General features: G+C 70.7%; 21 protein-coding genes and 1 pseudogene. 16 read left to right on the top strand and 6 right to left on the bottom strand.

Annotated features, from left to right (window positions below; translation table 11 throughout):
• Positions 1-324 precede the first annotated feature (324 nt).
• The 3 genes from ACIOMQ_RS23860 to ACIOMQ_RS23850 all read left to right on the top strand — a co-directional run bounded on the left by ACIOMQ_RS23860 (position 325) and on the right by ACIOMQ_RS23850 (position 2,872).
• The gene (locus ACIOMQ_RS23860; RefSeq protein ID WP_401265773.1) at positions 325-819 is read left to right on the top strand and encodes a hypothetical protein; all 495 of its coding nucleotides are present in this window, start codon (positions 325-327) and stop codon (positions 817-819) included.
• Positions 816-1,973 (top strand): CaiB/BaiF CoA transferase family protein, encoded by a 1,158-nt coding sequence (locus tag ACIOMQ_RS23855; protein WP_401756194.1) that lies wholly within the window; start codon positions 816-818, stop codon positions 1,971-1,973. The genes ACIOMQ_RS23860 and ACIOMQ_RS23855 overlap by 4 nt, the downstream gene beginning before the upstream one ends.
• Positions 1,974-2,320: 347 nt before the next feature.
• Positions 2,321-2,872 carry a hypothetical protein gene (locus ACIOMQ_RS23850; protein ID WP_362196637.1) on the top strand — a complete coding sequence of 184 codons (552 nt, stop codon included), beginning with the start codon at positions 2,321-2,323 and terminating at the stop codon, positions 2,870-2,872.
• Positions 2,873-3,408: 536 nt separating this feature from the next.
• On the opposite strand, the gene ACIOMQ_RS23845 is transcribed toward ACIOMQ_RS23850, so the two are convergent.
• Positions 3,409-3,924, bottom strand: coding sequence for an RICIN domain-containing protein (locus tag ACIOMQ_RS23845; protein WP_401941795.1), 516 nt, complete (start codon positions 3,922-3,924; stop codon positions 3,409-3,411).
• 87 nt (positions 3,925-4,011) lie between these two features.
• A complete protein-coding gene (locus tag ACIOMQ_RS23840; RefSeq protein ID WP_362196631.1) occupies positions 4,012-4,848 on the bottom strand; it encodes an aldo/keto reductase in 837 nt (278 codons plus the stop codon).
• 320 nt (positions 4,849-5,168) lie between these two features.
• Here ACIOMQ_RS23840 and ACIOMQ_RS23835 point away from each other — a divergent pair, with 320 nt between their 5' ends.
• The 3 genes from ACIOMQ_RS23835 to ACIOMQ_RS23825 are packed head-to-tail and all read left to right on the top strand — an operon-like array spanning position 5,169 to position 9,934.
• Positions 5,169-6,209 carry a chitinase gene (locus tag ACIOMQ_RS23835; protein ID WP_401941790.1) on the top strand — a complete coding sequence of 347 codons (1,041 nt, stop codon included), beginning with the start codon at positions 5,169-5,171 and terminating at the stop codon, positions 6,207-6,209.
• A gap of 9 nt (positions 6,210-6,218) precedes the next feature.
• Positions 6,219-7,859 carry a glycosyl hydrolase family 8 gene (locus tag ACIOMQ_RS23830; protein WP_362196625.1) on the top strand — a complete coding sequence of 547 codons (1,641 nt, stop codon included), beginning with the start codon at positions 6,219-6,221 and terminating at the stop codon, positions 7,857-7,859.
• 11 nt (positions 7,860-7,870) lie between these two features.
• Positions 7,871-9,934, top strand: a complete 2,064-nt coding sequence (locus tag ACIOMQ_RS23825) for a PQQ-dependent sugar dehydrogenase (protein ID WP_402190218.1) — start codon at positions 7,871-7,873, stop codon at positions 9,932-9,934.
• A 36-nt stretch (positions 9,935-9,970) separates the two neighbouring features.
• On the opposite strand, the gene ACIOMQ_RS23820 is transcribed toward ACIOMQ_RS23825, so the two are convergent.
• Both ACIOMQ_RS23820 and ACIOMQ_RS23815 read right to left on the bottom strand, forming a co-directional pair.
• The gene (locus ACIOMQ_RS23820; RefSeq protein ID WP_401941781.1) at positions 9,971-11,770 is read right to left on the bottom strand and encodes an AMP-dependent synthetase/ligase; all 1,800 of its coding nucleotides are present in this window, start codon (positions 11,768-11,770) and stop codon (positions 9,971-9,973) included.
• 406 nt (positions 11,771-12,176) lie between these two features.
• The gene (locus ACIOMQ_RS23815; RefSeq protein ID WP_362196616.1) at positions 12,177-13,079 is read right to left on the bottom strand and encodes a LysR substrate-binding domain-containing protein; all 903 of its coding nucleotides are present in this window, start codon (positions 13,077-13,079) and stop codon (positions 12,177-12,179) included.
• 118 nt (positions 13,080-13,197) lie between these two features.
• Here ACIOMQ_RS23815 and ACIOMQ_RS23810 point away from each other — a divergent pair, with 118 nt between their 5' ends.
• Positions 13,198-14,226, top strand: coding sequence for a bile acid:sodium symporter family protein (locus ACIOMQ_RS23810; protein WP_362196613.1), 1,029 nt, complete (start codon positions 13,198-13,200; stop codon positions 14,224-14,226).
• A gap of 112 nt (positions 14,227-14,338) precedes the next feature.
• Here the strand turns inward: ACIOMQ_RS23810 and fdhD are convergent, their stop codons facing one another.
• Positions 14,339-15,187: a formate dehydrogenase accessory sulfurtransferase FdhD gene (fdhD, locus tag ACIOMQ_RS23805; protein ID WP_362196610.1), complete on the bottom strand. Its 849-nt coding sequence runs from the start codon at positions 15,185-15,187 to the stop codon at positions 14,339-14,341.
• Positions 15,188-15,198: 11 nt separating this feature from the next.
• A pseudogene (locus ACIOMQ_RS23800) lies at positions 15,199-15,396 on the bottom strand (Fe-S-binding domain-containing protein); the annotation flags it as partial.
• A 321-nt stretch (positions 15,397-15,717) separates the two neighbouring features.
• Between ACIOMQ_RS23800 and ACIOMQ_RS23795 the strand changes: the two are divergent.
• From ACIOMQ_RS23795 to ACIOMQ_RS23755, 9 genes are all read left to right on the top strand, one after another.
• Positions 15,718-16,668: a beta-ketoacyl-ACP synthase III gene (locus tag ACIOMQ_RS23795; RefSeq protein ID WP_362196608.1), complete on the top strand. Its 951-nt coding sequence runs from the start codon at positions 15,718-15,720 to the stop codon at positions 16,666-16,668.
• 64 nt (positions 16,669-16,732) lie between these two features.
• Complete coding sequence (locus ACIOMQ_RS23790; RefSeq protein ID WP_401265758.1) at positions 16,733-17,410, top strand: GntR family transcriptional regulator; 678 nt, start codon at positions 16,733-16,735, stop codon at positions 17,408-17,410.
• A 186-nt stretch (positions 17,411-17,596) separates the two neighbouring features.
• Positions 17,597-18,382 carry a DeoR/GlpR family DNA-binding transcription regulator gene (locus ACIOMQ_RS23785; RefSeq protein WP_362196601.1) on the top strand — a complete coding sequence of 262 codons (786 nt, stop codon included), beginning with the start codon at positions 17,597-17,599 and terminating at the stop codon, positions 18,380-18,382.
• Between the two features lie 28 nt (positions 18,383-18,410).
• Entirely contained in the window at positions 18,411-19,070 is a 660-nt protein-coding gene (locus ACIOMQ_RS23780; RefSeq protein WP_401265755.1) for an NUDIX domain-containing protein, read from the top strand.
• 186 nt (positions 19,071-19,256) lie between these two features.
• Positions 19,257-20,438, top strand: a complete 1,182-nt coding sequence (locus ACIOMQ_RS23775; protein ID WP_362197123.1) for an ROK family transcriptional regulator — start codon at positions 19,257-19,259, stop codon at positions 20,436-20,438.
• A 147-nt stretch (positions 20,439-20,585) separates the two neighbouring features.
• Positions 20,586-22,112 carry a sugar ABC transporter ATP-binding protein gene (locus ACIOMQ_RS23770; RefSeq protein ID WP_362196595.1) on the top strand — a complete coding sequence of 509 codons (1,527 nt, stop codon included), beginning with the start codon at positions 20,586-20,588 and terminating at the stop codon, positions 22,110-22,112.
• Complete coding sequence (locus ACIOMQ_RS23765; protein WP_401756212.1) at positions 22,109-23,155, top strand: ABC transporter permease; 1,047 nt, start codon at positions 22,109-22,111, stop codon at positions 23,153-23,155. The genes ACIOMQ_RS23770 and ACIOMQ_RS23765 overlap by 4 nt, the downstream gene beginning before the upstream one ends.
• A 98-nt stretch (positions 23,156-23,253) precedes the next feature.
• Positions 23,254-24,291 (top strand): substrate-binding domain-containing protein, encoded by a 1,038-nt coding sequence (locus tag ACIOMQ_RS23760; protein WP_362196589.1) that lies wholly within the window; start codon positions 23,254-23,256, stop codon positions 24,289-24,291.
• Positions 24,292-24,359: 68 nt separating this feature from the next.
• Positions 24,360-25,598 (top strand): Gfo/Idh/MocA family protein, encoded by a 1,239-nt coding sequence (locus ACIOMQ_RS23755; protein ID WP_401756215.1) that lies wholly within the window; start codon positions 24,360-24,362, stop codon positions 25,596-25,598.
• The last annotated feature ends 3 nt before the right edge of the window (positions 25,599-25,601 follow it).

Raw genomic sequence — 25,601 nt, 5'->3', positions numbered from 1 at the left:
TCCGGCGGCGGTGGGCAACGGACCGCGGGGGAGCGCGGCGGCGCCGCACAAGGGTGCCGGGCCCACCGCCGCCGCTGATGCCGGTCGCCCGCCGGGCCGCCGCCCCGCGGCACGAGGACGCCGATTCCGTCCCGTCCGGAAGCATGCGCGGAAACAGGGCATGGACGTGGACGGATTGGAGTGCTGCCCGGCAGCCGACTGGTACATCTCGTCCACTGCGGTGACGGGTGCCGTGCGACCAGGATGTGGCTTCGCGGTCCGGGTCGCCACCGGCCCGGCGCGACACGTCGCCTCGTGCGAGGACGCGTATCGAGAGGGAGGCCCATGCAGCACACCCCCGCCACCGCCCACGCGGTGGATTCCGCAGCCACAGGGCTTGGGCGCGCACAGGTACGTGAGGGCGGCCTGCCGTACGCGGACGTGCCGTGCGCCGCGGGCGCCCCACGGCGTCCCGTCGCCGTCGAACTGTCCACCGCGTACGGCGCGTTGTGGCGCGAGGCGCGGTCCGGGCCCGTCGTCGCGGCACGCCGCGCCGGGAGCGACGGCGCGGCGACCGACCCGGTCGACCACAGCGAGTCCGAGCTTCCGGCCGTCATGCCCGTGGGCGGCCCACGGGCCGTCGAGGCCGCCCCGCGGTGCCCCGGCGCGGGCATTTCCCACCTCGACTCCGAGACGGCCGCAGCCGATCCGCAGGGGCCCTTCGGCGGCGGACCACGGCACGGCGGCTTCGGCGCGCGCGAACGGGGCCGCGCCGCACGGGACTTCTCCGCCGCCACGGCACCGGTGCACGCACGCGGCTCGCGGACGGCGAGCCGATGAGCGCCGCCGCCCCCGGCCCCCTGTCGGGTGTGGTGGTCGCCGACTTCGGGCGCGTGCTGGCCGCCCCGTACGCCACGATGCTCCTCGCGGACCTGGGCGCCGACGTCATCAAGGTGGAGCGTCCGGGCTCCGGTGACGACACCCGGGCCTGGGGCCCGCCGCACGCCCATGGCGAATCCACCTACTTCCTCTCCGTGAACCGCAACAAACGGTCCCTCACCCTCGATCTCGGCACGGCGGAAGGACGCCGGTACGCCCGTGAACTGGTGCGCCGCGCCGATGTGCTCGTCGAGAACTTCCGCCCCGGCACGATGCACAAGTACGGGCTCTCCTACGAGGAGGCCCACGCGCTCAACCCCGGCGTCGTCTACTGCTCGGTCACCGGATTCGGAGCCGGTGAAGGGGCCGCACTGCCCGGCTACGACCTGCTCCTGCAGGCGGTCGGCGGGCTGATGAGCGTCACCGGGTCCGCACCGGGGCAGCCGGTCAAGACGGGCGTGGCACTCGTGGACGTGCTCACCGGGCTGCACGCCGCCGTGGGCGTCCTCGCGGCGCTGCGGCATCGCGACGCGACCGGCGAGGGCCAGCACGTCGAAGTCAGCCTGCTGTCCTCGCTGCTGTCGAGCATGGTGAACCAGGCGGGCGGCTACACCCTGGCCGGGCGGGTGCCCGGCCTCCTCGGCAACCGGCACCCGTCCATCGCCCCGTACGAGGTGTACCGGGCGGCGGACCGGCCGCTGGTGGTCGCCGTCGGCAACGACCGTCAGTTCCTCGCCCTGTGCCGGGGCCTGGGCGCCGAGCCGCTCGCCACCGACCCCAGGTTCGCCTCGAACGCGGACCGGGTCGCGCACGTCGACGCGCTGGCAGAGGAGATCTCCGCGCGGCTCGTGCTGCGGACCGCCGCCGAGTGGTTCGACCTGCTCACCCCGCTCGGTGTGCCCTGCGGTCCGGTCAACGACCTCGCGGGCGCCTTCGGCCTCGCCGAACGCCTGGGTCTGTCCCCGCAGGTCACACCGGCGGACGCGGACCCCGGCGACCCCATGCGCCTGGTGGCCAACCCCATCGGGCTGTCCCGCACCCCGCCGCGGTACGAGCGGCGGCCGCCGCGCCTGGGCCAGCACACCGAGGATCTCAGGCGCTGGCTGGACGGCTGACGGACCGGCAGGCCCCGCGTGCGTACGCCGCACAGGCCGTGGACGACCGGCGTCCACGGCCTGCGGCCGTTGCCCGGATTCGTGTCAAGAGGGGACACGCAGCTGCCAGGGTGAGTGGGCATCAGAAAGTCCCCTGGACAGGCTAACAACGCATCAATTCGCCTACCGTCCAGGGTAATTGGCCGCTGATCTAATTATATGGAAATAGCATATGGCGTACTTTATGTACCTCGATCGGTGTCCCGGTGGCGACCTGCAACGTGTCCGATATGACAGGTATGAGGACCGTCAGTACGTTCATCCACGGGTCGACTGCTCAGCCGACCTCTCTGAGAAGGAGAAGCGACATGGTTACCCGTTCCACCATCGTTACTGCCGCTGTCGCGGCCGCTGCGGCCCTCGCCGCTACCGGCATCACCTACGCCTCGGCCGCAAACTCCGAGCCGGTCCAGGCAGCCCCGGCCGTCCAGCAGGCCGCTCCCGTTTCGGCTCTCGACGGCGGCGACGCCGGCAAGGGCAACGAGGGCAAGGGCAACGAGGGCAGGGGCAACGAGGGCCGTGGTTACGAGCGCCGTGGCTATGACGAGGGCCGTGACCACTACGAGGGCCGCATCCACATCAACGAGCGTACGTACTCCGACGAGCCGGGCGGCTGCATGACCGTGGTCAGCGGCCTCGGCTCCACGAGTCTCAACATCCGCAACGACAGCCGCCGGACCGTCGAGGTCTTCCGCGGGGCCACCTGCGACAACGGTGCTCCCATCGCCACCGTCGGCCCGCACAGCTCCAGCGACGGGGTGTTCCCGGGACACGTCAGGGGCGGCGTGTGGGTCAAGAACGGAGTGGTGGGCAGCTTCCGGGTGATCCACCACCACTTCGAAGACCGCGAGGGCCGGTGACCGAGTCACCGGCCTGACGTAGAACCCCGGCCCGCCGGAATCGGGCCGGGGTTCCAGCCCGGGCATCCGACCGGGGCGACCCGGTCGGATGCCCGCACCTGAACGGCGACGGACAAACCCGTACACCTGCCTCGCCATACTAGAGCCGGACGGCGAGGCGCTGCCAGCCGACCCGAACGGCCGCGTCGCACGCGGCTTCCGCGGTTCGGCTCCGGTTCGCGTTCTCGGCCCACGGCCCTGGGCGGGGCCCGGCGACCGGGGTGGCAGAGCGCGGGAACGGCGCGGCAGACGCCGCCCACGTCCCGGCCGCCCCGAAGTCGGCCGGGACGTGCGGACGAGCCGCCGGCATGGACACCGGCGAGCGGGTACTCCTGCGGCGCCCGGACACGCCCGGCGCCCGACACGCCCGACGCCGGACGTTGGCCCAGAAGGGTGAACGCCCGAGCGGCACGGAACCGGAAGGACCGGGCGGTGTCCCGGGCCGCCGGCACCCGCGGCGGCCCCCGGACATCCGTGACGGTGCGGCATCCGCACCGTCATCCACGGCCCCCGGAGCGGCCCCCGCCGGGCTGCGCTCCGGAAGGGTCCGGTACCCGCTCCAACTGCCACCACTGGCCGGGGGAGTCGGTGTCCTCCCACTGCTGGACCCGGGCGCCGGCGGCTGTGCTGCCGCCGGCGACCTCAAGGACGAGCCCGCTGACGAAGCTGACCAGCGTCACCACCCCCGGCGTCTCCAGATGCCGCTCGATCAGCCATTCCTGGGCGCCGTAGTTGTTGGCCCGCCACTGCTGGATCGCGGCGCCGTTCTCGGTGGAGGCGTTGGCGACGTCCAGGCGCTTGCCGCTGTGGACGTTGACCAGGTGGTACAGCGCCGCGCCCTCGTGCACGGGTGAGAGCTGCCAGTGCTGGGCCGCCGCACCGGTTTCCTCGCCCTGCCGCGCCGGGGCGCCGCCGCCCTTGGCGGAGCCGTACACCTCCAGCAGCAGACCGCTGCCCACGTTGCGCAGCCGGTACCGACCCGCCGCGACCACGGGCGCGGTGTCCCCGTTCATGTTCCGGCTCCTTCCCGTGGAGCGGACCGCCGCCCGGCCGGGCAGCCGGGCGGCAGTCCGGGTGTGTCAACGCTGCGGTGACGCGGCTCAGGCGCCGAGGTTGAACTCGCCGGGGTTCGGACCGAGGCGCTTGCCCTCGTCCAGCGCGGCGAACGCGGCCAGGTCGTCGGCGTCCAGCTCGAAGCCGAACACATCGAGGTTCTCCACGATCCGGGACGGCGTCACCGACTTCGGGATCACCACGTTGCCGGTCTGGATGTGCCAGCGGAGCACCACCTGGGCCGGTGTGCGGCCGTGCTTCCGGGCGATCGCGACGACCGTCGGCACCTCCAGGAGCCCCTTGCCCTGGCCCAGCGGGGACCAGGCCTCGGTCGCGATGCCGTGCTTGGCGTGGAAGGCGCGCGACTCGGCCTGCTGGAGCTGCGGGTGGAGCTCGATCTGGTTGATCACCGGGACCACGGAGGTCTCGCCGAGCAGCCGCTCCAGGTGCTCGGGGAGGAAGTTCGAGACACCGATGGCCTTCGCGCGGCCGTCGGAACAGATCTTCTCGAAGGCCTTGTACGTGTCGACGTACGCGTCCTTGGCCGGCACGGGCCAGTGGATCAGGTACAGATCGACGTAGTCCAGGCCCAGCTTGTCGAGCGAGGCGTCGAAGGCGCGCAGGGTGGAGTCGTAGCCCTGATCGGCGTTCCACAGCTTCGTCGTGACGAAGAGCTCTTCGCGGGCGACACCGGAGGCTGCGACGGCCCTGCCGGTGCCCTCCTCGTTCTCGTAGATCGCGGCGGTGTCGATGCTCCGGTACCCGGACTCGATGGCCGTCGCGACCGCCCGCGCGGCCTCGTCGTCGGGCACCTGCCAGACACCGAAACCGAGCTGCGGCATCTCGACGCCGTTGTTGAGGGTGATGGAGGGGACCTTGCTCACGAGCGGTCGATCCTTACGTCGTCGGTTGGGATTCTCAAGGTCAACGATCAGCGGGTGCGATGCATTCCCCGACGGGCCGGTGTCCGCCCCCGCCGCCGGTCCGGCCCGGCGGGGCCCCGGCCGGGCATCGGCCGCATTCGGTTCCGCCCCGATCGTGCCTCGATGCCGCCGGTCCGTGCCCGACCTGTCCGAAATCCTGCGAACTCACGTACGGGCCTTGATATTTGGGCCCGCGCGGAGCATTGACAGATCGTTCTCCAGGGAATCCCATGCAGTGATGGTTAGGAACCTTTCCTAATGTCGATCCGAAGGGAGCCCCTGTGCACGCTGATCGCCCCCCACGCCGTACCGTGGCCGTCCTCGCCGGCCTCAGCTGCCTTTTTCTGCCTCTGCTCGCCCAGATTCCCAAGGCCACCGCCGCCTCGGACACCGGCGGTACGGGTGCCGGCGCCCCGCCCGCCGAGGCCGCCGGCCCCGGATCGATGGCCGCGGCCCCCTACGAGTACCTGGGCTGGGGAAACCCGCAGAAGCCGACCGAGGTGATGGCGGCGACGGGCGTGAAGTGGTTCACACTCGCCTTCATTCTGTCGGACGGCACCTGCAACCCGAAATGGGACGGCGACCGGGCGCTGACCGGCGGCTCGGACCAGGCCGCCATCGACTCCATCCGGGCAGCCGGCGGCGACATCGTCGTCTCGGCGGGCGGCTGGAGCGGAAACAAGCTCGGCGAGAAGTGTTCCAGCGCCGCCGCGCTGGCCGGGGCCTATCAGAAGGTGATCGACGCCTACCACCTCAAGGCGCTGGACATCGACATCGAGGACACCGAGTTCTCCAAGGCCACCGTGCGGCAGCGGGTGGTCGACGCCCTGAAGATCGTCAAGACCAAGAACCCGGGCATCGTGACCTACGTGACCATGGGGACCACCCCGACCGGCCCCGACGCCGACGGCAAGGACCTCATCGAACGGGGAGCCGCCGCGGGGCTCGACAACGACGGCTGGGTCATCATGCCCTTCGACTTCGGCGGGCACAGCGGCACCATGGGCGCGGCCACGGTCAGCGCACTCGACGGGCTGAAGGCCGCCGTCAAGAGCGCCTACCACTACAGCGACGACGCGGCCTACCGGCACATCGGGGTCTCCTCGATGAACGGAAGGACCGACGAGTCGGACGAGACCGTCACCACCACCGACTTCAGAACGATCCTCGGCTACGCGCGGCAGCACCACATCGCGCGCTACGCCTTCTGGTCCGTCAACCGGGACCGCGCCTGCGGCTCCGGCGGCGACGCGGACGCCTGCAGCGGAGTGTCCCAGTCCCCGTACGACTTCACCAGGATCGTCGTCCAGTACAAGGGCTGAGGAGGTCCGATGCGCACCACCACGAGCAAACCGACCCTCGGCGGCACGGCACTCGCCGCCGCCGGACTGCTGCTGCCCCTGCTCGCCGCACCGCCCGCGGCCGCGGCGGCCAACCGCTACGAGGCGGAGGGCGCCACACTTTCCCAGGCGGCCGTGGCGACGAACCACACCGGCTACTCCGGCACCGGCTTCGTCGACTACACCAACACCGCCGGATCATCCGTGGAGTTCACGGTGGACGCCACCGCGGGCAGCACCTCGCTCGCCATCCGCTACGCCAACGGCACCGCCACCGACCGCCCGATGGACATCAGCGTCAACGGCAAGGTCGTCGCCTCCTCGGTCTCGTTCAACGGGACCGGCTCCTGGGACACCTGGGTGACGAAGACCGTTCCCGCCCCACTCGTATCCGGATCCAACACCGTCCGGGCCACCGCGACCACGGCGAACGGCGGCCCCAACCTCGACTACCTCGAAACCGGTGTCCCCGCGACCGGCGGTCCCGCGGTGCCGTTCGGCAGCCACCAGTTCCCCTACGCCGCAGGGACGTTGAAGCCGTCGGGCGCACAGTCCGCGCTCGACCAGGCAGTGATCAAGACGTACAACGCCTGGAAGTCCGCGTTCGTCCGGAAGAACTGCGGCAACGGCTGGTACGAGGTCATCTCGCCGGACGCCGACCACCCCTACGTCGCCGAGGCCCAGGGCTATGGCATGGTCGTCACCGCGACGATGGCGGGCGCCGACCCGGAGGCGAAGACCGTCTTCGACGGCATGGTGAAGTACATGCTCGCGCACCCCTCGGTCAACAACGCCAACCTTCTCGCCGCCGAGCAGGACACCTCCTGCAAGAGTGTCGACGGCTCCGACTCGGCGACCGACGGGGACCTCGACGTCGCCTACGGGCTGCTGCTCGCCGACAGGCAGTGGGGCTCCACCGGCACGTACAACTACAAGGATCTCGCGGTCAAGCACATCAACGCAGTCAAGAAGAGCGAGGTCAACCCGACCACCCACCTCATGCTGCTCGGTGACTGGTCGGACTCCGGCGAGTCCCACTACTGGATGACCCGCTCCTCGGACTGGATGATCGACCACTTCCGTGCCTTCAAGAAGGCGACGGGCGACGGCACCTGGGACACCGTGCGCACGGCCCACCAGAACCTGATCACCTCCCAGCAGTCCAAGTACGCTGCCGGCACCGGTCTGCTGGCGGACTTCGTCGTCAACACCAACACCACGCCCAAGCCGGCCGCGGGCGAGGTGCTCGAAGGGCCCAACGACGGCGACTACTCCTGGAACGCCTGCCGCGACCCGTGGCGCATCGGGGCCGACGCCGTCACCAGCGGGGACGCCGCCTCGCTCGCCTCGGCGCGCAAGCTCAACTCCTGGATCAAGTCGAAGACCGGTGGCAACCCGGACAAGATCGTCACCGGCTACCACCTCAACGGCACGTCCTTCGACAGCGGCGACGACATGGCGTTCACCGCCCCGTTCGCCGTGACCGCGCTGACCGACTCCGGATCCCAGGCCTGGCTCGACGCTCTCTGGAACAAGCTGGCCACCACCTCGATCGACCCGCAGCTCTACTACGGCGGCAGCGTCCAACTGCAGTCGATGATCGTCGCATCCGGTAACTACTGGGTTCCCTGACGGAGGTTCAGATGAAGGTCAGAACGCTCACCGCGTTACGGAGCAGAACGGCCGCCCTCGCCGTCGTGCTGCTCTGCACCGCCCTGGTGCAGGCGGTCCCGCAATCCGCCTCCGCGGCCGCCACCCGGTACGAGGCGGAGTCCGCGACCATCGTCAAGGGCGCCGCCGAGTCCAACCACTCCGGCTACTCCGGGACCGGCTTCGTCAACGGAGACAACGTCACCGGCAGCTATGTGGAGTTCACCGTCACCGCTGCCTCCGCGGGGACCGGGCAGATCGCCATCCGGTACTCCAACGGCACGGAGGCCACCAGGCCCGCAGACATCGCCGTGGGCGGCACGGTCGTCTCGGCCGCCCGCGCCTTCAAGGCCACCACCGACTGGAACACCTGGGCCACCTCCACCCTCACCGCGCCCGTCGCGGCGGGCAGCAACAAGATCCGGCTGACGTCCACGACGGCCGACGGACTGCCCAACCTCGACTACATCGACTTCACCGTCACCTCCTCGGACACCGAGGCGCCCACCGCACCCGGACAGCCCAGCTGCTCCGCGATCACCGAGGACGGCCTCACACTGAACTGGGGCGCCGCGACGGACGACGTGGGCGTCGCCGCCTACGACATCTACGAACACGGCAACAAGCTCGCCGAGGCGGCGGGCACCGCCACGGCGAAGAACCTGACCGGGCTCACCCCCGGTACCACGTACAACATCACCGTGTTCGCACGTGACGCGGCCGGCAACGTGTCGTCGGTCAGCCCCGTCGTGGACTGCACCACCCTGCGCAGCTCCGACACCACCGCGCCCTCCGCCCCCGGCACCCTGTCCGCCTCGGGCCTCACCGCCAACAGCGTCGTCCTGGACTGGGGGGCTTCGACCGACGACAAGGCCGTCACCGCCTACGAGGTGCGCAGCGGCAGCACCGTCTACAAGACCGTCACCGGCACCCCGCCGGCCACCACGGCCACCCTCACCGGGCTCGCCTGCGCCAGCCCGTACTCCCTCGACATCGTCGCCAAGGACGCGGCGGGCAACGCCTCGCCACCCAGTAACACGGTCGCCTTCACCACCCCGGCCTGCGCCACCGACGGAGGCGTGCCGTCGGGCATCGCCACCGTCTCCACCGGCTGGTCCATCCCGTGGGGCACCTACTGGATGCCCGACGGCAAGACCGCGCTGACGACCGAACGGGACAGCTTCAAGGTCTTCAAGGTCACCTCCGGCGGCACCAGGACCCAGGTCGGCACCGTGCCCAACGCGGTCACGACCGACGGTGAGGGTGGTCTGCTGGGGGTCGCCGTCGACCCCAAGTGGTCCACCAACCACTACGTGTACTTCATGCACACCGCGTCGGAGGGCAACCGCGTCGCCCGTATGACGTACGACGGCAGCTCGCTCGGCGGATACACGGTCCTGCTCCAGGGGATCAAGAAGAGCAGGTACCACAACGGCGGACGGCTCGCGTTCGGCCCCGACGGCTACCTGTACGCGTCGACCGGCGAGGCCCAGACCCCCGACCTCGCCCAGGACAAGAACTCGCTGAACGGCAAGATCCTGCGGATGACGACGGACGGCAAGCCCGCCCCCGGCAACCCGTTCGGCAACTACGTCTACAGCTACGGCCACCGCAACCCGCAGGGCCTCGCCTTCGACCGCAACGGCCGCCTGTGGGAAGCGGAGTTCGGCGACAGCAAGAAGGACGAGCTCAATCTCATCAAGCCGGGCAAGAACTACGGCTGGCCCATCTGCGAGGGCGCCTGCTCCACCACCGGCATGACCGACCCGAAGAAGACCTGGACCGTCTCCGAGGCCTCGCCCAGCGGGATCGCCATCGTCCGCAACGTCATCTACATGGCCGCGCTGAAGGGCGAGAGGCTGTGGCGGGTGCCGATCAGCGGTGACACCGAGAACCTCGGCACGCCGACCGCGTACTACGTCGGCACGTACGGACGGCTGCGCACGGTCACCAAGGTTCCCGGCCAGGACCAGCTCTGGCTCTCCACCACCAACTGCGACAACAAGGGGAACGAACCGGACGGCTCGGACAAGCTGTTCCGCATCTCGATCACGTAGTACGCGCCCTGCCGCTGAGGCACGGCCGCCCGTGCCTCAGCGGTACAGCGCATCGACCTCCTCCGCGTACGCCGTCTCGATCGCCTTCCGCTTCAGCTTCAGCGACGGCGTGAGCAGACCGTGTTCCTCGCTGAACGGATGCGCCAGGATCCGGAACGTACGGATCGACTCGGCCTGCGACACCGCCGTATTGGCGGCGACCACCGCCCGCCGGACCTCCAGCTCCAGGTCGGGGTTCCGCACCAGCTCCTCCGGAGGCATGGGCGCCCGCCCCTGCATGGCGAGCCAGTGGTCCACCGATTCCTGGTCGACCGTGACCAGCGCGGCGATGTACGGCCGGTCGTTGCCGACCACGATGCACTGGGCGACCAGCGGATGGGCCCGCACCCGTTCCTCCAGGCCGGTCGGCGACACGGTCTTGCCGCCCGAGGTCACCAGGACCTCCTTCTTCCGCCCGGTGATCGTCAGATAGCCGTCCTCGTCGAGTGTGCCCAGATCCCCGGTGGACAGCCAGCCCTCGCGCAGCACGGCGTCGGTGGCCCGCGGGTCGCCGAGGTAGCCCGCGAACACATGGGCGCCGTGCACCCATACCTCGCCGTCCTCGGCGATGTGCACGGTCGTGCCGGGGATCGGCTGCCCGACCGTGCCGTACCGGGTGCGCTCCGGCGGATTGGCGGTGGCCGCCGCGGTCGACTCGGTCAGCCCGTACCCCTCGTACACCGTGACGCCCGCGCCCGCGAAGAACAGCCCGAGCCGCCGCTCCATCCCCGAACCGCCGGACATGGCGTGCCGGATCCGGCCGCCCATCGCCTCGCGCACCTTCCGGTACACGACCTTGTCGAAGAACTGGTGCTGCATCCGCAGCCCGGCGGACGGCCCCGGACCGGTCCCGAACGCGCGCGCCTCCATCGCCTCGGCGTAGTTCACCGCGATGTCCACGGCCCTGTCGAACGGCCCGACCCGGCCCTCCGCCTCCGCCTTGCGCCGGGCGGCGTTGAAGACCTTCTCGAGGATGTACGGCACCGCCAGGATGAACGTCGGCCGGAACGACACCAGGTCCGGCATCAGGGCCTTCGCGGACAGCTCCGGCTGATGGCCCAGCTTCACCCGGCCGCGGACCGCGGCGAGCTCCACCATCCGGCCGAACACGTGCGCCAGCGGCAGGAAGAGGAGGGTGGCCGCCTCGTCGCCCGGCTTGGAGCGGAAGACCGACTCCCAGCGCGAGGCCATGGTGTCCGTCTCGAACATGAAGTTCGCGTGCGTGATCACACAGCCCTTGGGACGTCCCGTCGTCCCCGAGGTGTAGATGATCGTCGCCACCGACTCGGGCGTCACCGCGCGCCGGTGGCGGTGCACCACCTCGTCCTCGACCTGGGCGCCCGCGTCGAACAGCTCGGTCACGGCGTCGGCGTCCAGCTGCCAGAGCCGCTTGAGTCCGGGCAGCCGGCCGATGACCGACGCGAGCGTCATCGCGTGGTCCTCGTGCTCGACCATGACGGCGGACACCTCGGCGTCGTGGAGCATCCAGCGGACCTGCTCGGCCGAGGACGTCGGATAGACCGGCACGGACTGGGCGCCGACCGTCCACAGCGCGAAGTCGAAGAGCGTCCACTCGTAGCGCGTGCGCGACATCAGGGCCACCCGGTCGCCGAATCTGACGCCGTGCGCGATCAGCCCCTTGGCGAGCGCCAGCACCTCGTCGCGGAACATCGCCGCAGTGACGTCCCGCCAGCGTCCGCTCGCGTCTTTTCGGCCGAGTGCGACCCGGTCCGGATCCTCCTCGGCGTAGTCGAACACCACATCGGCCAGCCCGCCTACGAGGGGCGCGGCCGCCATGGGTGGGACAGTGAACTCGCGCAATGACCTGCTCCTTGTGGCGCTCCGCACAGCGCCGTGACGCTACCCCAACGAACGGCGCGGCGGGAGGGCCCCGTACCGGCGGACCGCGTGGCCACAGGCACAGGTCGGCCACCGAAATCCGGCCAGATGGGCAAGGCTCGGGCGCGGCTGAGACCGCGGAGTAAGCGGCCCACGCCGGAATCTCCACCGAATCTGTACGCCGAGGCCACTCCCGGTCCGGGCGGTCGCGGGGGTACCGGTCCGCGAACGGGCAGGCTCACCCCGGACCGGACGGGGCGGGCGCGGAACCGGCGCCGGGGCTTCGGTGCGCGGTACCGCGCCGGGGCTGCGGTGCGGTACCGGCGCCGGGGCTTCGGTGCGCCCTTCCCTTACGGGCGTGCGGTCATGCGCCGTTCCGGCCGCTGAGCGAACCGATCGCGCCGACGCCCCGGATCAGCCGGTCGCCGCCCGCCAGGATCGCCGCCGCCAGGGCGTCCGCGGCCTCCTGCGCCGCGTTCCGGCGACGGCCGTGCAGCAGGACGAAGTCCACATCGCCCAGCTCCGGCAGCCCCGCTCTGGCCGGCACCGGCGCCAGACCCGGCGGGATCAGCCCACGGCTGTGGGCCATCACGCCCAGCCCCGCGCGGGCCGCCGCGATCAGCCCGTTCAGACTGGAGCTCGTACAGGCGACCCGCCAGGGCCGGCCCTGCTCCTCCAGGACTTCGAGGGCGCGGGCCCGGGTGATGCCCGGCGGCGGGAAGAGCACCAGCGGAACCGGACGGTCCGGGTCGATCCGCAGTCGTGGCGCGCCGATCCAGGTCAGCGCGTCCTGCCAGACAAGTTCCCCGTGCGTGTCGCCGACGCGCCGCTTGGCGAGCACCAGATCGAGCCGGCCCGCCGCCAGTTGCTGGTGCAGTGTCCCGGAGAGCTCCACCGTCAGCTCCAGCTCGACCTCCGGGTGGTCGCGGCGGAACGACTCCAGGATCTCCGGCAGCCGGGTCAGTACGAAATCCTCGGAGGCCCCGAACCGCAGACGCCCGCGCAACCGCGTGCCGGTGAAGAAGGCCGCCGCCCGCTCGTGGGCCTCGAGTATCGTCCGGGCGAAACCGAGCATCGCCTCACCGTCCACGGTGAGATCGACCCGGTGCGTGTCCCGGGTGAACAACTGCCGCCCCGCCGCGTCCTCCAGACGCCGTACATGCTGGCTCACCGTGGACTGCCGCACCCCCAGCCGGCGGGCGGCCTGCGTGAAGCTCAGGGTCTGGGCGACGGCGAGAAAGGTACGGAGCTGCACGGGGTCGTACATGGGGCCAGGCTATCGCGGACCGCGATGACAGTGAAAGCGGTATGCGGGATTCCCGATCGCCTTGATCGAGAGCAGGATGGGGAGGGCACGACCGGAATCAAGAGAACATGTGGAGCAGATGAGCCGCCGCACCCTGAAACTGCCGTCCTGGCTGCCGATCGACCCGTACATCATGGCGCTGATCGGCACGGTCGTACTGGCGGCGATACTGCCGGCGTCCGGACCCGTCGCGGATGTGGCGGGCGGCGCGTCGACCGGAGCGGTCGCCCTGCTCTTCTTCCTGTACGGCGCCCGCCTCTCCACCGTCGAGGCACTCGACGGCCTCAGGCACTGGCGGCTCCACCTCACCGTGCTGGTCTGCACGTTCGTCGCCTTTCCGCTGCTCGGGCTGGCGGGCAGGGGACTGGTGCCGTACGTCCTGACCCCGCAGCTCTACAGCGGCTTCCTCTTCCTCTGCCTCGTCCCCTCGACCATCCAGTCGTCGATCGCCTTCACCTCGATCGCGCGCGGCAATGTGCCCGCGGCGATCTGCGCGGGCTCCTTCTCCTCGGTCGCCGGGATCTTCCTCACCCCGTTGCTCGCCGCGGCGCTGCTCGGCAACAGCGGCGGCGGATTCTCGGCGGACGCGCTTCTGAAGATCGGCGTCCAGCTGCTGCTGCCGTTCGTCGCGGGGCAGCTGCTGCGCCGCTGGATCGGCGGCTTCATCACCCGCCACAAGAAGGTCCTCGGCCATGTCGACCGCGGCTCGATCCTGCTCGTCGTCTACACGGCGTTCAGCGAGGGCATGGTCGCGGGCATCTGGCACCAGGTCACCCCGGCGAGGCTCGGCGCGCTGGCCGGCGCCGAAGCGCTGCTGCTCGCCCTGCTGCTCACGCTGACCTGGTACGGGTCGAAGCGGCTGGGCTTCGACCGGGAGGACCGGATCGCCATCCAGTTCGCCGGCTCGAAGAAGAGCCTGGCCGCCGGGCTGCCGATGGCGAGCGTCCTGTTCGGGGCGCAGGCGTCCCTCGCCGTGCTGCCGCTGATGCTCTTCCACCAGATGCAGCTGATGGTGTGCGCGGTGATCGCCAAGCGCCGCTCGCGCGACCCGCAGGTGGAGAACCGGGAGAACGGCGCGGTGTCGCGGGAACCGGCCGCGGTGAGCTGAGAGGGACTCCGGGGCGGGCCGCCGCCCCGGAGACCCGCCCGGGGGCGGGGCCGGCCGACGCAGGGATCGCTCCCGTCGGCCGGCCCCGCCTCTGTGCAGACGGCGGGGCGCCTCAGCCCTCGCCGGGCGCCGCCTCCAGAGCGATGCGGTGCTCACCCGCGTACACGTTCATGGACGGGCCCCGCAGAAAACCGACCAGGGTCAGTCCGGTCTCGGCGGCCAGATCCACGGCGAGGGACGACGGTGCCGAAACCGCGGCGAGCAGCGGGATCCCGGCCATCACCGCCTTCTGGGCCAGCTCGAAGGAGGCCCGCCCCGACACCAGCAGAATCGCCCGGGACAGTGGCAGCCGGCCGTCGGTGAGGGCACGGCCGACCAGCTTGTCGACCGCGTTGTGCCGGCCGACGTCCTCCCGGATGTCGAGCAGCTCGCCCCTCTCGGAGAACAGGGCCGCCGCGTGCAGACCGCCGGTCCGGTCGAAGACCTGTTGCGCGGCCCGCAGCCGGTCGGGGAGGGCGGCGAGCAGGGCGGGTTCGACCCGGACCGGGGGAGCGTCGGCGATCGGATGCCGGGTCGTGGTGCGTACCGCGTCGAGGCTCGCCTTGCCGCACAGCCCGCAGGACGACGTGGTGTACACGTTGCGTTCGAGCGTGATGTCGGGGACCGCGACGCCGGGCGCGAGCTTCACATCCACCACGTTGTACGTGTTCGCGCCGTCCGCCGTGGCCCCGGCGCAGTAGACGATCGAGCGCACCTCGGAGCCGTCACCGATCACGCCCTCGCTCACCAGGAAGCCCGCCGCCAGTGCGAAGTCGTCGCCCGGTGTGCGCATCGTGATGGCGAGCGGCTTGCCGTTCAGCCGGATCTCCAGGGGCTCCTCGGCGACGAGCGTGTCGGGGCGCGTGGAGACGGCCCCGTCCCGGATGCGGATGGTGCGGCGGCGCTCGGTGACGCGTCCCATAGCGGTTGAACCCGATTCTGTACGTGGTGGAAGCCGAACCGGCCCTTGATGCGGAGGCTGCCGTGGGTCACCGGGTTGTCGTGCGGAGTGGCGACCTCGACGATCACATTGTCCTGTACGCGGAGTGTGACATTGCAGCCGGCATCGCAGTGCGCGCCGAGGGTCGTGGTTTCCGTCCGGGCCTGTTCGTCCCAGGTCCCGTCCGTCCGTGCTCGCTCGAAGGCCAGGGGGGCGCCGGGCTGGTCGGGGCGCTTGAAGCCTCCTGCCACGCCACCGGGCAGCACCACCCGCAGACGCTCCGGAGGCCGGCCGGGGCCAGCAGTTCACGCAGGGTTGCCGTCGGACGACGGAACCGAAGGCGATGCCGAATACGCACAGTATTGTCTACAGTATGCCTTTCTGTGCAGTCAAGGCTGTCGTCAAGCCTCCAACGACCGCGTGCTATTCCTGTGGGAACACGTGCCCCTGTACCGGTCGGTAGCGACCAAGACTGGATGGTTCCTGCCATACGTAGCGAGGGGATCCCGTACATGACCGGCTCACGTGTCGTGGCGCTCGGCCACTATCAGCCCGCCAAGGTGCTCACCAACGACGATCTGGCGGCCATGGTCGACACCAGTGACGAGTGGATCACCAGTCGCGTCGGCATCAAGACCCGCCACGTCGGAGGCCCTGACGAGCCGGTGGACGAGATGGCCTCGCACGCGGGGGCCAAGGCGCTCGCCGCGGCGGGGCTGCAGCCCGCCGAAGTCGATCTGGTGCTGGTCGCCACCTCCACGGCGATCGACCGTTCGCCGAGCATGTCGGCGCGGGTGGCCGCCCGGCTCGGTATGGGTTCGCCCGCGGTGATGGACATCAACGTGGTCTGCTCCGGATTCACCCACGCCCTCGCCACCGCCGACCACGCGATCCGGGCGGGCGCGGCCGAGCGCGTCCTCGTCATCGGTGCCGACAAGATGGCGGACATCGCGGACTGGACCGACCGCAGCACCTGTGTCCTGCTCGGTGACGGAGCCGGCGCGGCGGTCGTCGTCGCCGACCCGGACGGCGGCGACCGGCCCGGGATCGGCCCCGTTCTGTGGGGCTCGTTGCCGGAGATGGGCAACGCGGTACGGATCGAGGGGACGCCCCCGCGTTTCGCGCAGGAGGGGCAGTCCGTATACAGGTGGGCCACCACGCAACTGCCGCCCATCGCCCGCAAGGTGTGCGAGAAAGCCGGGGTCGCCCCCGAGGACCTGGCCGCGGTCGTGCTGCATCAGGCCAATCTGAGGATCATCGAACCCGTCGCCAGGAAGATCGGCGCGGTGAACGCGGTCATCGCCCGGGACGTCGTGGATTCCGGCAACACGTCCGCGGCCTCCATCCCGATGGCCCTGTCGAAGCTGGTGGAGCGCGGCGAGGTCCACAGCGGCGCGCCGGTGCTGCTTTTCGGCTTCGGCGGGAATCTCTCGTACGCGGGCCAGGTGATCCGCTGCCCCTGAGGGGCGTTGTGCTCGGTAGACTGTAGACGATAAGCAATTGCTCGTCGCCCGGAGGGGGACCGCGATGTTGTCCACAGGACTGCCGCAAGGAGCTGTGCCGAAGCTGGAACGGCCCGGTCCGCTGCGCGAGCGCGTGTACGAGACGCTGCTCGAACTCATCACGACGCGTGCGCTCCGTCCCGGTCAGCACCTGGTCGAGAGTGAACTGGCCGGTCATCTCGGGGTGTCCAGGCAGCCGGTGCGGGAGGCGTTGCAGCGGCTGAACACCGAGGGCTGGGTCGATCTCCGGCCTGCCCAGGGCGCGTTCGTCCACGAACCCACCGAGGAGGAGGCGGACCAGCTGCTGTCGGTCCGCACCCTGCTGGAGGCCGAGGCCGCCCGCCTTGCCGCGGCCAACTCGGGCACCGCCGGCATCGCCGCCCTGGAGGAACTCTGCGCCGAGGGCGAGCGGGCGGTCGCCGACGACGACGTGGACCTGGCGGTCGCCACCAACGCGGCCTTCCACGCCAAGGTCATGGAACTCGCGGGCAATGCCGTCCTCTCCGAGCTCGCCGGGCAGGTCGACCGCCGGGTCCGCTGGTACTACACCCCGGTGGCCCGCCAACGCGGCACCCAGTCCTGGATCGAGCACCGCTCGCTCATCGCGGCGATCTCCTCGCGCGACGGGCAGCGGGCCACGGAGATCATGCGGGCGCACACGGAACACACGCGCAGGACGTACCACCAGCGCGAAGAGAGCTGAGGCGCGGCCGGTTGGCCGGTGCCGGAAGGGCCGGGGCTTCGAGCCCCGGCCCTTCCGCGCGTTGTGCACCGTTCTCCGCGTTGCGCACCGTCCTTCCGCGTTTCGTGTCACCGGGCCGTACTGATGGCGCTCGCGTATTCACACATCTGGATGTTCAAACGAACATTGCTGTGTTAGAAATGGGTCATGGGTGTCGCCAATCGTCTGGACCTGACCCTGCGATTGGTGCAGGGCTCCGACCGGGTTTCCGTGTCGGAGCTCTCCCACCGCCTCGGGGTCTCCGAAATGACCGTCCGCCGGGACCTCGACGCGCTGGAGCGGCAGGGGCTGGTGCGCAGGGTGCACGGCGGTGCGGTCGCCACCCGCGCACGGGAGGAGGGCGCGGGCTTCTCGGCCCGTGAGCCGTGGCAGGCCGCGACGAAGGACCGGCTCGGTGCGGCCGTCGCCGCGATGGTCGAGCCGGGATCGCGGGTGCTTCTCGACGCGGGAACCACCACCGTGCACGTCGCCGAGCATCTGGCCGCACGGGCGCCCTTGACGGTGGCGGTGCTCAGCCTTCAGGCCGCTGCCCGCCTGGCGGACCGGCCCGGAATCGAACTGCTGGTCGTCGGCGGCCGGTCGCGTCCCGGCGAACGTTCGCTGGTCGGCCCGCTGGCCCTGCGCACCATCGAAGCGCTGGCCTTCGACTGCTTCGTACTGTCCATCGGCGGTGTGCACGCCGAGTACGGCTGGTCGGAGTTCTCGCTCGACGACGCGGCCGTCAAACAGGCCGCGCTCGCACAATCGGACCGGACCATCGCCGTCGCGGACGCCACCAAGCTCGGGGTGCGCGCGTTCAGCCAGGTCGCCGCCGTGGGTGCGGTGGACGCGTTCGTCACCGACAGTGCGGCCCGGGACGCCGCCACCCACCCCAACGGCCCGCTGACGCTGGCGGCCCTGCGCGACGCGGGCGTCCGGACCGTCCTGGCCTGAACCGGATCCATCACGAGGAGCGCACACCATGACCGCAGGACTGGACACCCCCGACCGGCGCGGACGCACCGGCCTGGACCGGCAGGGGCGCGACCTGACCGGCAATCCACGGGTGCGGATCACGGATGTGGAGGTGCTGTCCTGCGACTGGTACGTCCTGCGCAGAACGACCTTCGACTACCAGCACGGCGACGGTCACTGGAGCCGGCAGCAGCGGGAGACGTACGACCGGGGCGACGGTGCCACGATCCTGCTCTACCACCCCGACCGCCGCGCCGTTCTGCTGACCCGTCAGTTCCGGCTGCCCGCCTACGTCAACGGGCACCACGACGGGATGCTGATCGAGACCGCCGCCGGGCTGCTCGACGGCGACAGCCCCGAGGAGGCCATCCGCAGGGAAGCGGCCGAGGAGACCGGGCATGTCGTCGGCACCCCCGAGCGTGTCTTCGACGTCTACATGAGCCCCGGCTCGGTCACCGAACGCCTGCACTTCTTCGCCGCCCCTTACCGCTCGACGACCGAAACCACCGGTGGGCACGGGATCGCGGCCGAGGGGGAGGACATCGAGACCGTGGAGCTCCCCTTCGAGGAGGCCCTCTGCATGGTCCGCGACGGGGCCATCGCCGATGCCAAGACCATCATGCTGCTCCAATGGGCGGCGCTGGACGGCCCGTTCAGGCACCGCTGACTCCTGCTCGGTCCGTTCCACGGCACTCATCGCCGACGCCGGCCGGACGAACGGCTTTGTCCTCGGTGTGGAGAAAGTTGTAGTGGATTCCTGCGCAACTTCTTCCCACTCCCGGCAACCGCTGCTACGTTCCCCTCGAAAGCCCGACGGACAGGCCGATGCGGCGGGGAGGGGCGCGTGAGACGTATGACGGCACGACCCGCGAATGCGCATCAGGCGCGACTGCTCCGGCTGTTGCGCGACGGCGGGCCCAACTCACGGGCACAGCTGGGGGATCAGGTCGATCTCTCCCGCTCCAAGCTCGCCGTCGAGGTGGACAGGCTGCTGGAGACCGGACTTGTCGTGGCCGACGGACTCGCCGCATCCCGCGGAGGGCGTCGCTCGCACAACATCCGGCTCGCTCCGCAGCTGCGCTTCCTCGGCGTCGACATCGGTGCCACATCCGTCGATGTGGCAGTCACCAACGCCGAGTTGGAGGTCCTGGGCCACCTCAACCACCCCATGGACGTACGCGAGGGGCCCGTCGCCGTCTTCGAGCAGGTGCTGGCCTTGGCGGCCAAGCTCCGGGCCTCCGGCCTCGCCGAAGGCTTCGACGGTGCGGGCATCGGCGTGCCGGGCCCGGTCCGGTTCCCCGAAGGCGTGCCGGTCGCACCCCCGATCATGCCCGGCTGGGACGGCTTCCCGGTCCGCGAGGCGCTCAGCCAGGAGCTGGGCTGCCCCGTCATGGTCGACAACGATGTGAACCTGATGGCCATGGGGGAGCAGCACGCGGGCGTGGCGCGCTCGGTCGGCGACTTCCTCTGCGTCAAGATCGGCACCGGCATCGGCTGCGGCATCGTCGTCGGCGGCGAGGTCCACCGCGGCACGACGGGCAGCGCCGGAGACATCGGCCACATCCAGGTCGAACCCGAAGGGCGCGCCTGCGCCTGTGGCAACCGGGGATGCCTGGAGGCCCACTTCAGTGGTGCCGCGCTCGCCCGCGACGCCGAGGACGCGGCGCGCGCCGGGCAGTCGGCGGAGCTCGCGGGCCGGCTGGAGTCGGCCGGGCAGCTCACCGCCGCCGATGTGGCCGCCGCCGCGGCCGCGGGCGACACCACCTCGCTCGACCTGATCCGCGAAGGCGGCAACCGGGTCGGCCAGGTCATCGCGGGACTCGTCAGCTTCTTCAATCCCGGCCTGGTGGTGATCGGCGGCGGTGTGACCGGCCTCGGGCACACCCTCCTCGCCAGCGTCCGGACCCAGGTCTACCGGCAGTCGCTGCCGCTGGCCACCGGCAATCTCCCCATCGTGCTGGGCGAGTTGGGACCGGCCGCCGGAGTGATCGGCGCGGCCCGGCTCATCAGCGACCACCTGTTCTCACCGGCCTGACACCGGGCCGGCAGCGCATAGGCAGCCCACACCAGCACCTAGGTACGCACCGACCCACCGAAGTACCGGAAGCCCCGGAACACCCGCACCACCGCACCTGGTACAGCCCTGCCCGCTCACCGGCCGCACCCGCCGAGGGGATTCGTCATGGCACCAGAACCACCCCTGCTCACCATGTCCGGCATCACCAAGTCGTTCCCCGGAGTACGCGCCCTCGACGGCGTGGACCTGGAGGTGCAGGCCGGCGAAGTCCACTGTCTCCTCGGGCAGAACGGCGCCGGCAAGTCCACCCTCATCAAGGTGCTCGCCGGGGCCCACCAGCCCGACGGCGGCGAGATCACCTGGCGCGGCGAACCCACCGCCCTCAAGTCGCCCATCGCCGCGATGCGCCTGGGCATCGCCACCATCTACCAGGAACTCGACCTGGTCGAGGGCCTCTCGGTCGCCGAGAACGTCTTTCTCGGCCATGAACCCACCACCGCCCGCTTCGTCGTCCGCACCCGCGAGGGCCGTACGGCCGCCGCCGCGCTGCTGAAGCGTCTCGGCCACCCGGAGATCGACCCGGCGCAGGCGGTCGGCGAACTGTCCGCCGCCCAGCGGCAGATCGTCTCCATGGCGCGGGCCCTCTCCCACGACGTACGGCTCATCGTGATGGACGAGCCGTCGGCCGCGCTCGACCCCGACGAGGTCGACAACCTCTTCCGCATCGTCGCCGCCCTCACCGCCGACGGTGTCGCCGTCGTGTACATCTCGCACCGCCTGGAGGAGATCCGACGGATCGGCGACCGGGTGACCGTGCTCAAGGACGGCCGCGCCGTCGCCGTGGGGCTGCCCGCCAAGTCCACACCGACGCGCGACATCGTTGCCATGATGACCGGCCGCAACGTCGAGTACGTCTTCCCGCCGCGCACCACGGACGGTACGGGGCCGGCAGCGACGGAGCCGGTACTGAAGGTCCAGGGGCTGACCCGGAAGGGAGAATTCGCCCCGGTGGACCTGGAGTTGAGGCCCGGCGAGATCGTCGGTCTGGCCGGGCTCGTCGGCTCGGGACGCTCCGAGATCCTGGAGACCGTCTACGGCGCCCGCAGACCGAGCGCCGGACACGTCACCGTGGCCGGCAGACAGCTCCGGCCCGGCAGCGTCCGCGCGGCCGTCGCCGCCGGGATCGGCCTCGCGCCCGAGGAGCGCAAGGCGCAGGCCCTGCTGATGCTCGAATCCGTCACCCGCAATGTCTCCGTCTCCTCGATGTCCCGTTTCTCCCGGGCCGGCTGGATGGACCGCCGGGCCGAGCGCCGGGCTGCCCGCACCGCCACCCGCGCGCTCTCCCTGCGCCCCGACAACCCGGACACCCCGGTCCGCACACTGTCCGGCGGCAATCAGCAGAAAGCCGTCCTGGCCCGCTGGCTGCTGCGCGGCTGCCGGGTCCTGCTGCTCGACGAACCGACCCGCGGTGTGGACGTCGGCGCCCGTGCCGAGCTCTACGCCGTGATCCGCCGGCTGGCCGACGAGGGCCTCGCCGTCCTGCTCGTCTCCAGCGAGGTGCCCGAAGTGCTGGGCCTCGCCGACCGGGTGCTGGTGCTCCGCGAGGGCCGCGTCGTGCACACGGCGGACGCCCGGGAGCTCGACGAGCACCGCGTACTCGACCTAGTGATGGAAGGGAGCCCGACGTCATGACGCAGCCCGTCTCCTCGGCGCAGCAGGGCGCGCCGGACAAGGGGGCCGCCGCCCCGGTCTCCGGATCCCGCAAGGAGGACGGCACCACGCGCGCCTTCGGCCTGCGCGCGGACGTCCGCAACCTCTCGCTTCTCGGTGTGCTCGCCGTACTGATCGCCGTCGGCGGATTCACCGAACCCGACGCCTTCCTGGACACCGGGAACCTTCAGCTGATCCTGACCCAGTCGTCCGTCATCGGTGTCGTCACCGTCGGGATGACCTTCGTCATCACCAGCGGCGGCATCGATCTGTCGGTCGGTGCGATGGTGGCGCTGGCCTCCGTATGGGCGACCACGGTCGCCACCCAGGAGTACGGCTTCGCGGGAATCCTGTTCACCGCCGTGCTCGTCGGACTCGGCGCCGGACTGGTGAACGGGCTGCTCATCGCGTATGGCCGGATGGTGCCGTTCATCGCGACGCTGGCCATGCTCGCCTCGGCCCGCGGACTCGCCCTCCAGATCACCGACGGCAGGACCCAGCTCGTCACCGTGAAATCGGTCCTCGACCTGGGCCTGCCCGACTCGTACGTCCTCGGCGTCCCGCCCCTGGTCATGATGTTCGCCGCGGTGACCGTCATCGGCTGGCTGGTGCTGAACCGCACGACCTTCGGACGGCGTACGGTCGCGGTCGGCGGCAACGCGGAGGCGGCCAGGCTGGCCGGCATCGACGTACGGCGGCAGCGGCTCCAGCTCTATCTGCTCTCCGGGCTGTGCTGCGGCATCGCGGCCTTCATGCTGATCATCCTGTCCGGCTCGGGACAGAACACCAACGGCAACTTGTACGAGCTCGACGCCATCGCCGCGGCGATCATCGGCGGCACCCTGCTCAGCGGCGGACGCGGCACCATCGTCGGCTCCGTACTCGGCGTCCTCGTCTTCACCACCATCACCAACATCTTCGCGCTCAACAATCTGCAGAGCGATGTCCAGCAGATCGCCAAGGGCGCGATCATCGTCGCCGCCGTCCTGGTCCAGCGCCGCACTTCGGCGCACGGGGAGACCTGAGCCCCTGGGTGCGCTCCCGGTATCCCGGCATTTTCGAACCGCCCCGCCCCGTACGCCCCATGTGACATGTCACGCACCGGATGAAGGGTTTGACAGCCATGCCAGAAACCAGCCGCAGAGGACTGCTCTTCGGCACCGCGGCCGTCTCCGCGGGCGCCCTCCTCACCGCCTGCACCAGCAACGAGCCCAAGAAGTCGAAGACCGCGCAGAACGACCGGCCCGCCGCCGACGACAAGCCGGGAAAGCCCGTCACCATCGGCTTCGCGGGTCCGCAGGCCGACCACGGCTGGCTCAACGCGATCAACGAGAACGCCAAGTCGCGGGCGGCGACCTACTCCGAGGTGACGCTGGAGAGCACCGAGGGCTCCAACGACACCGCCGCCCAGATCGGCCAGGTCAAGACCCTCATCAACAAGAAGGTCGATGTCCTCGTCATCCTCCCCGCCGACGGCAAGGCACTCACCCAGGTCGGCCTGGAGGCCATGCGGGCGGGCATCCCCGTCATCAACCTGGACCGGATCTTCGCCTCGCCGCAGGCCTACCGCTGCTGGGTCGGCGGCGACAACTACGGCATGGGTCTCAACGCCGGCACGTACATCGGCGAGCAGCTCAAGGACAAGGCGGGGGCCAAGGTCGTCGAGCTGGCCGGCATCGACAATCTGGAGCTCACCAAGCAGCGCAGTCAGGGCTTCGCCGACGCGCTGAAGAACTACCCGAACATCAAACTGGTGGCCCGCCAGGCGGCCGAGTTCACCGTCGAGTCGGGGCAGGCGAAGATGGCCCAACTCCTTCAGGCCCAGAAGAAGTTCGACGCCCTGTGGAATCACGACGACGACCAGGGCGTGGGCGCGCTCCGCGCCATCCAGCAGGCGGGGCGCGACGAGTTCCTGATGGTCGGCGGCGCCGGGGCCAAGTCCGCGATGGACGCCATCAAGGCCGACAACAGCGTACTGAAGGCCACCGTTCTCTACCCGCCGTCGATGGCGGCGTCCGCCATCGACCTGGCCCGCGCCCTCGCCCAGGGCAAGGGCGTCGGCGGCCTGGCCGAACTGGAGATCCCGACCAATCTCACTCTCTACTCGGCCGTGGTCACCAAGGAGAACATCGACCAGTACCTGCCGACGGGCTTCAGCTGAGCCGCCCCGCGGGAGGGTGCTGACCCTCCCGCCGCACCCATCGAACGACCGACGAGGAGGAAGCCCGGATGGCCCGTAGGGAAGAGACGGATCAGGAGGCCGCAGCGCCGCCGGCGCACCGGCCGGCGACCGGTGTGCCGACGCTGGGGGTCGGCATGGTCGGATACGCGTTCATGGGCGCCGCCCACTCGCAGGGGTGGCGCACCGCCGGACACGTCTTCGAGCTGCCGCTGCGACCGGCCCTCGCCGCGATCTGCGGACGTGACCGGGCAGCGGTCGACGCGGCGGCGGCCCGCCACGGCTGGGCGGCGGCGGAGACCGACTGGCGGGCCCTCATCGCCCGGGACGACGTGCAGCTCGTCGACATCTGCACCCCTGGGGACAGTCACGCCGAGATCGCCATCGCCGCCCTGGAGGCGGGCAAGCACGTGCTGTGCGAGAAGCCGCTCGCCAACACGGTCGCCGAGGCGGAGGCCATGACCGGGGCGGCGGAGCGCGCGGCGGCCCGCGGTCAGGTCGCGATGGTGGGCTTCAACTACCGCAAGGTGCCCGCGATCACCTATGCCAGGAAGCTGATCGCCGAGGGCCGGATCGGAACCCTGCGGCATGTCCGTGCCGCCTACCTCCAGGACTGGCTCGTCGACCCCGCGTCGCCGCTCACCTGGCGGCTGAGGCGGGAACACGCCGGCTCGGGAGCGCTCGGCGACCTGGGGGCGCACATCGTCGACCTGGCGCAGTACCTGGCGGGGGAGCTGCTGGTCGGGGTGTCGGCGGTCAGCGAGACGTTCGTACGCGAACGACCGCTGCTCGCCGGTCCGTCCACCGGGCTCGGCGGAGCCGCGGACTCGGGGGCGCGAGGGGCGGTGACCGTGGACGACGCGGCGCTGTTCACCGGCCGGCTCGCCTCCGGGGCGCTGGCCTCGTTCGAGACGACCCGGATGGCGGCCGGGCGGAAGAACGCGCTGCGGCTGGAGATCAACGGGGAGCGCGGCTCGCTCGCCTTCGATCTGGAACGGCTCAACGAGCTGTCCTTCCACGACCACACCGAACCCGCCATCACGGCGGGGTTCCGGCGCATCCTCGTCACCGAGCCCCAGCATCCCTACCTGGAGGCGTGGTGGCCGCCGGGCCATGCCCTCGGCTACGAGCACACCTTCATCCACCAGGCCCGCGACCTGGTGCGGACGATCGCCGAAGGGACGGTCCCCGCGCCGTCGTTCGCCGACGGGCTCCAGGTGCAGCGAGTGCTAGCGGCCGTGGAGGAGAGCGCCGAGAAGAACTCCGTACACACCCCCGTAGCTCTCTAGGAG

Origin of the sequence: Streptomyces sp. NPDC087845 (assembly GCF_044742755.1) — a bacterium.
Classification (GTDB): Bacteria; Actinomycetota; Actinomycetes; order Streptomycetales; family Streptomycetaceae; genus Streptomyces.
This window is presented reverse-complemented; position numbering and strand designations above follow the sequence as displayed.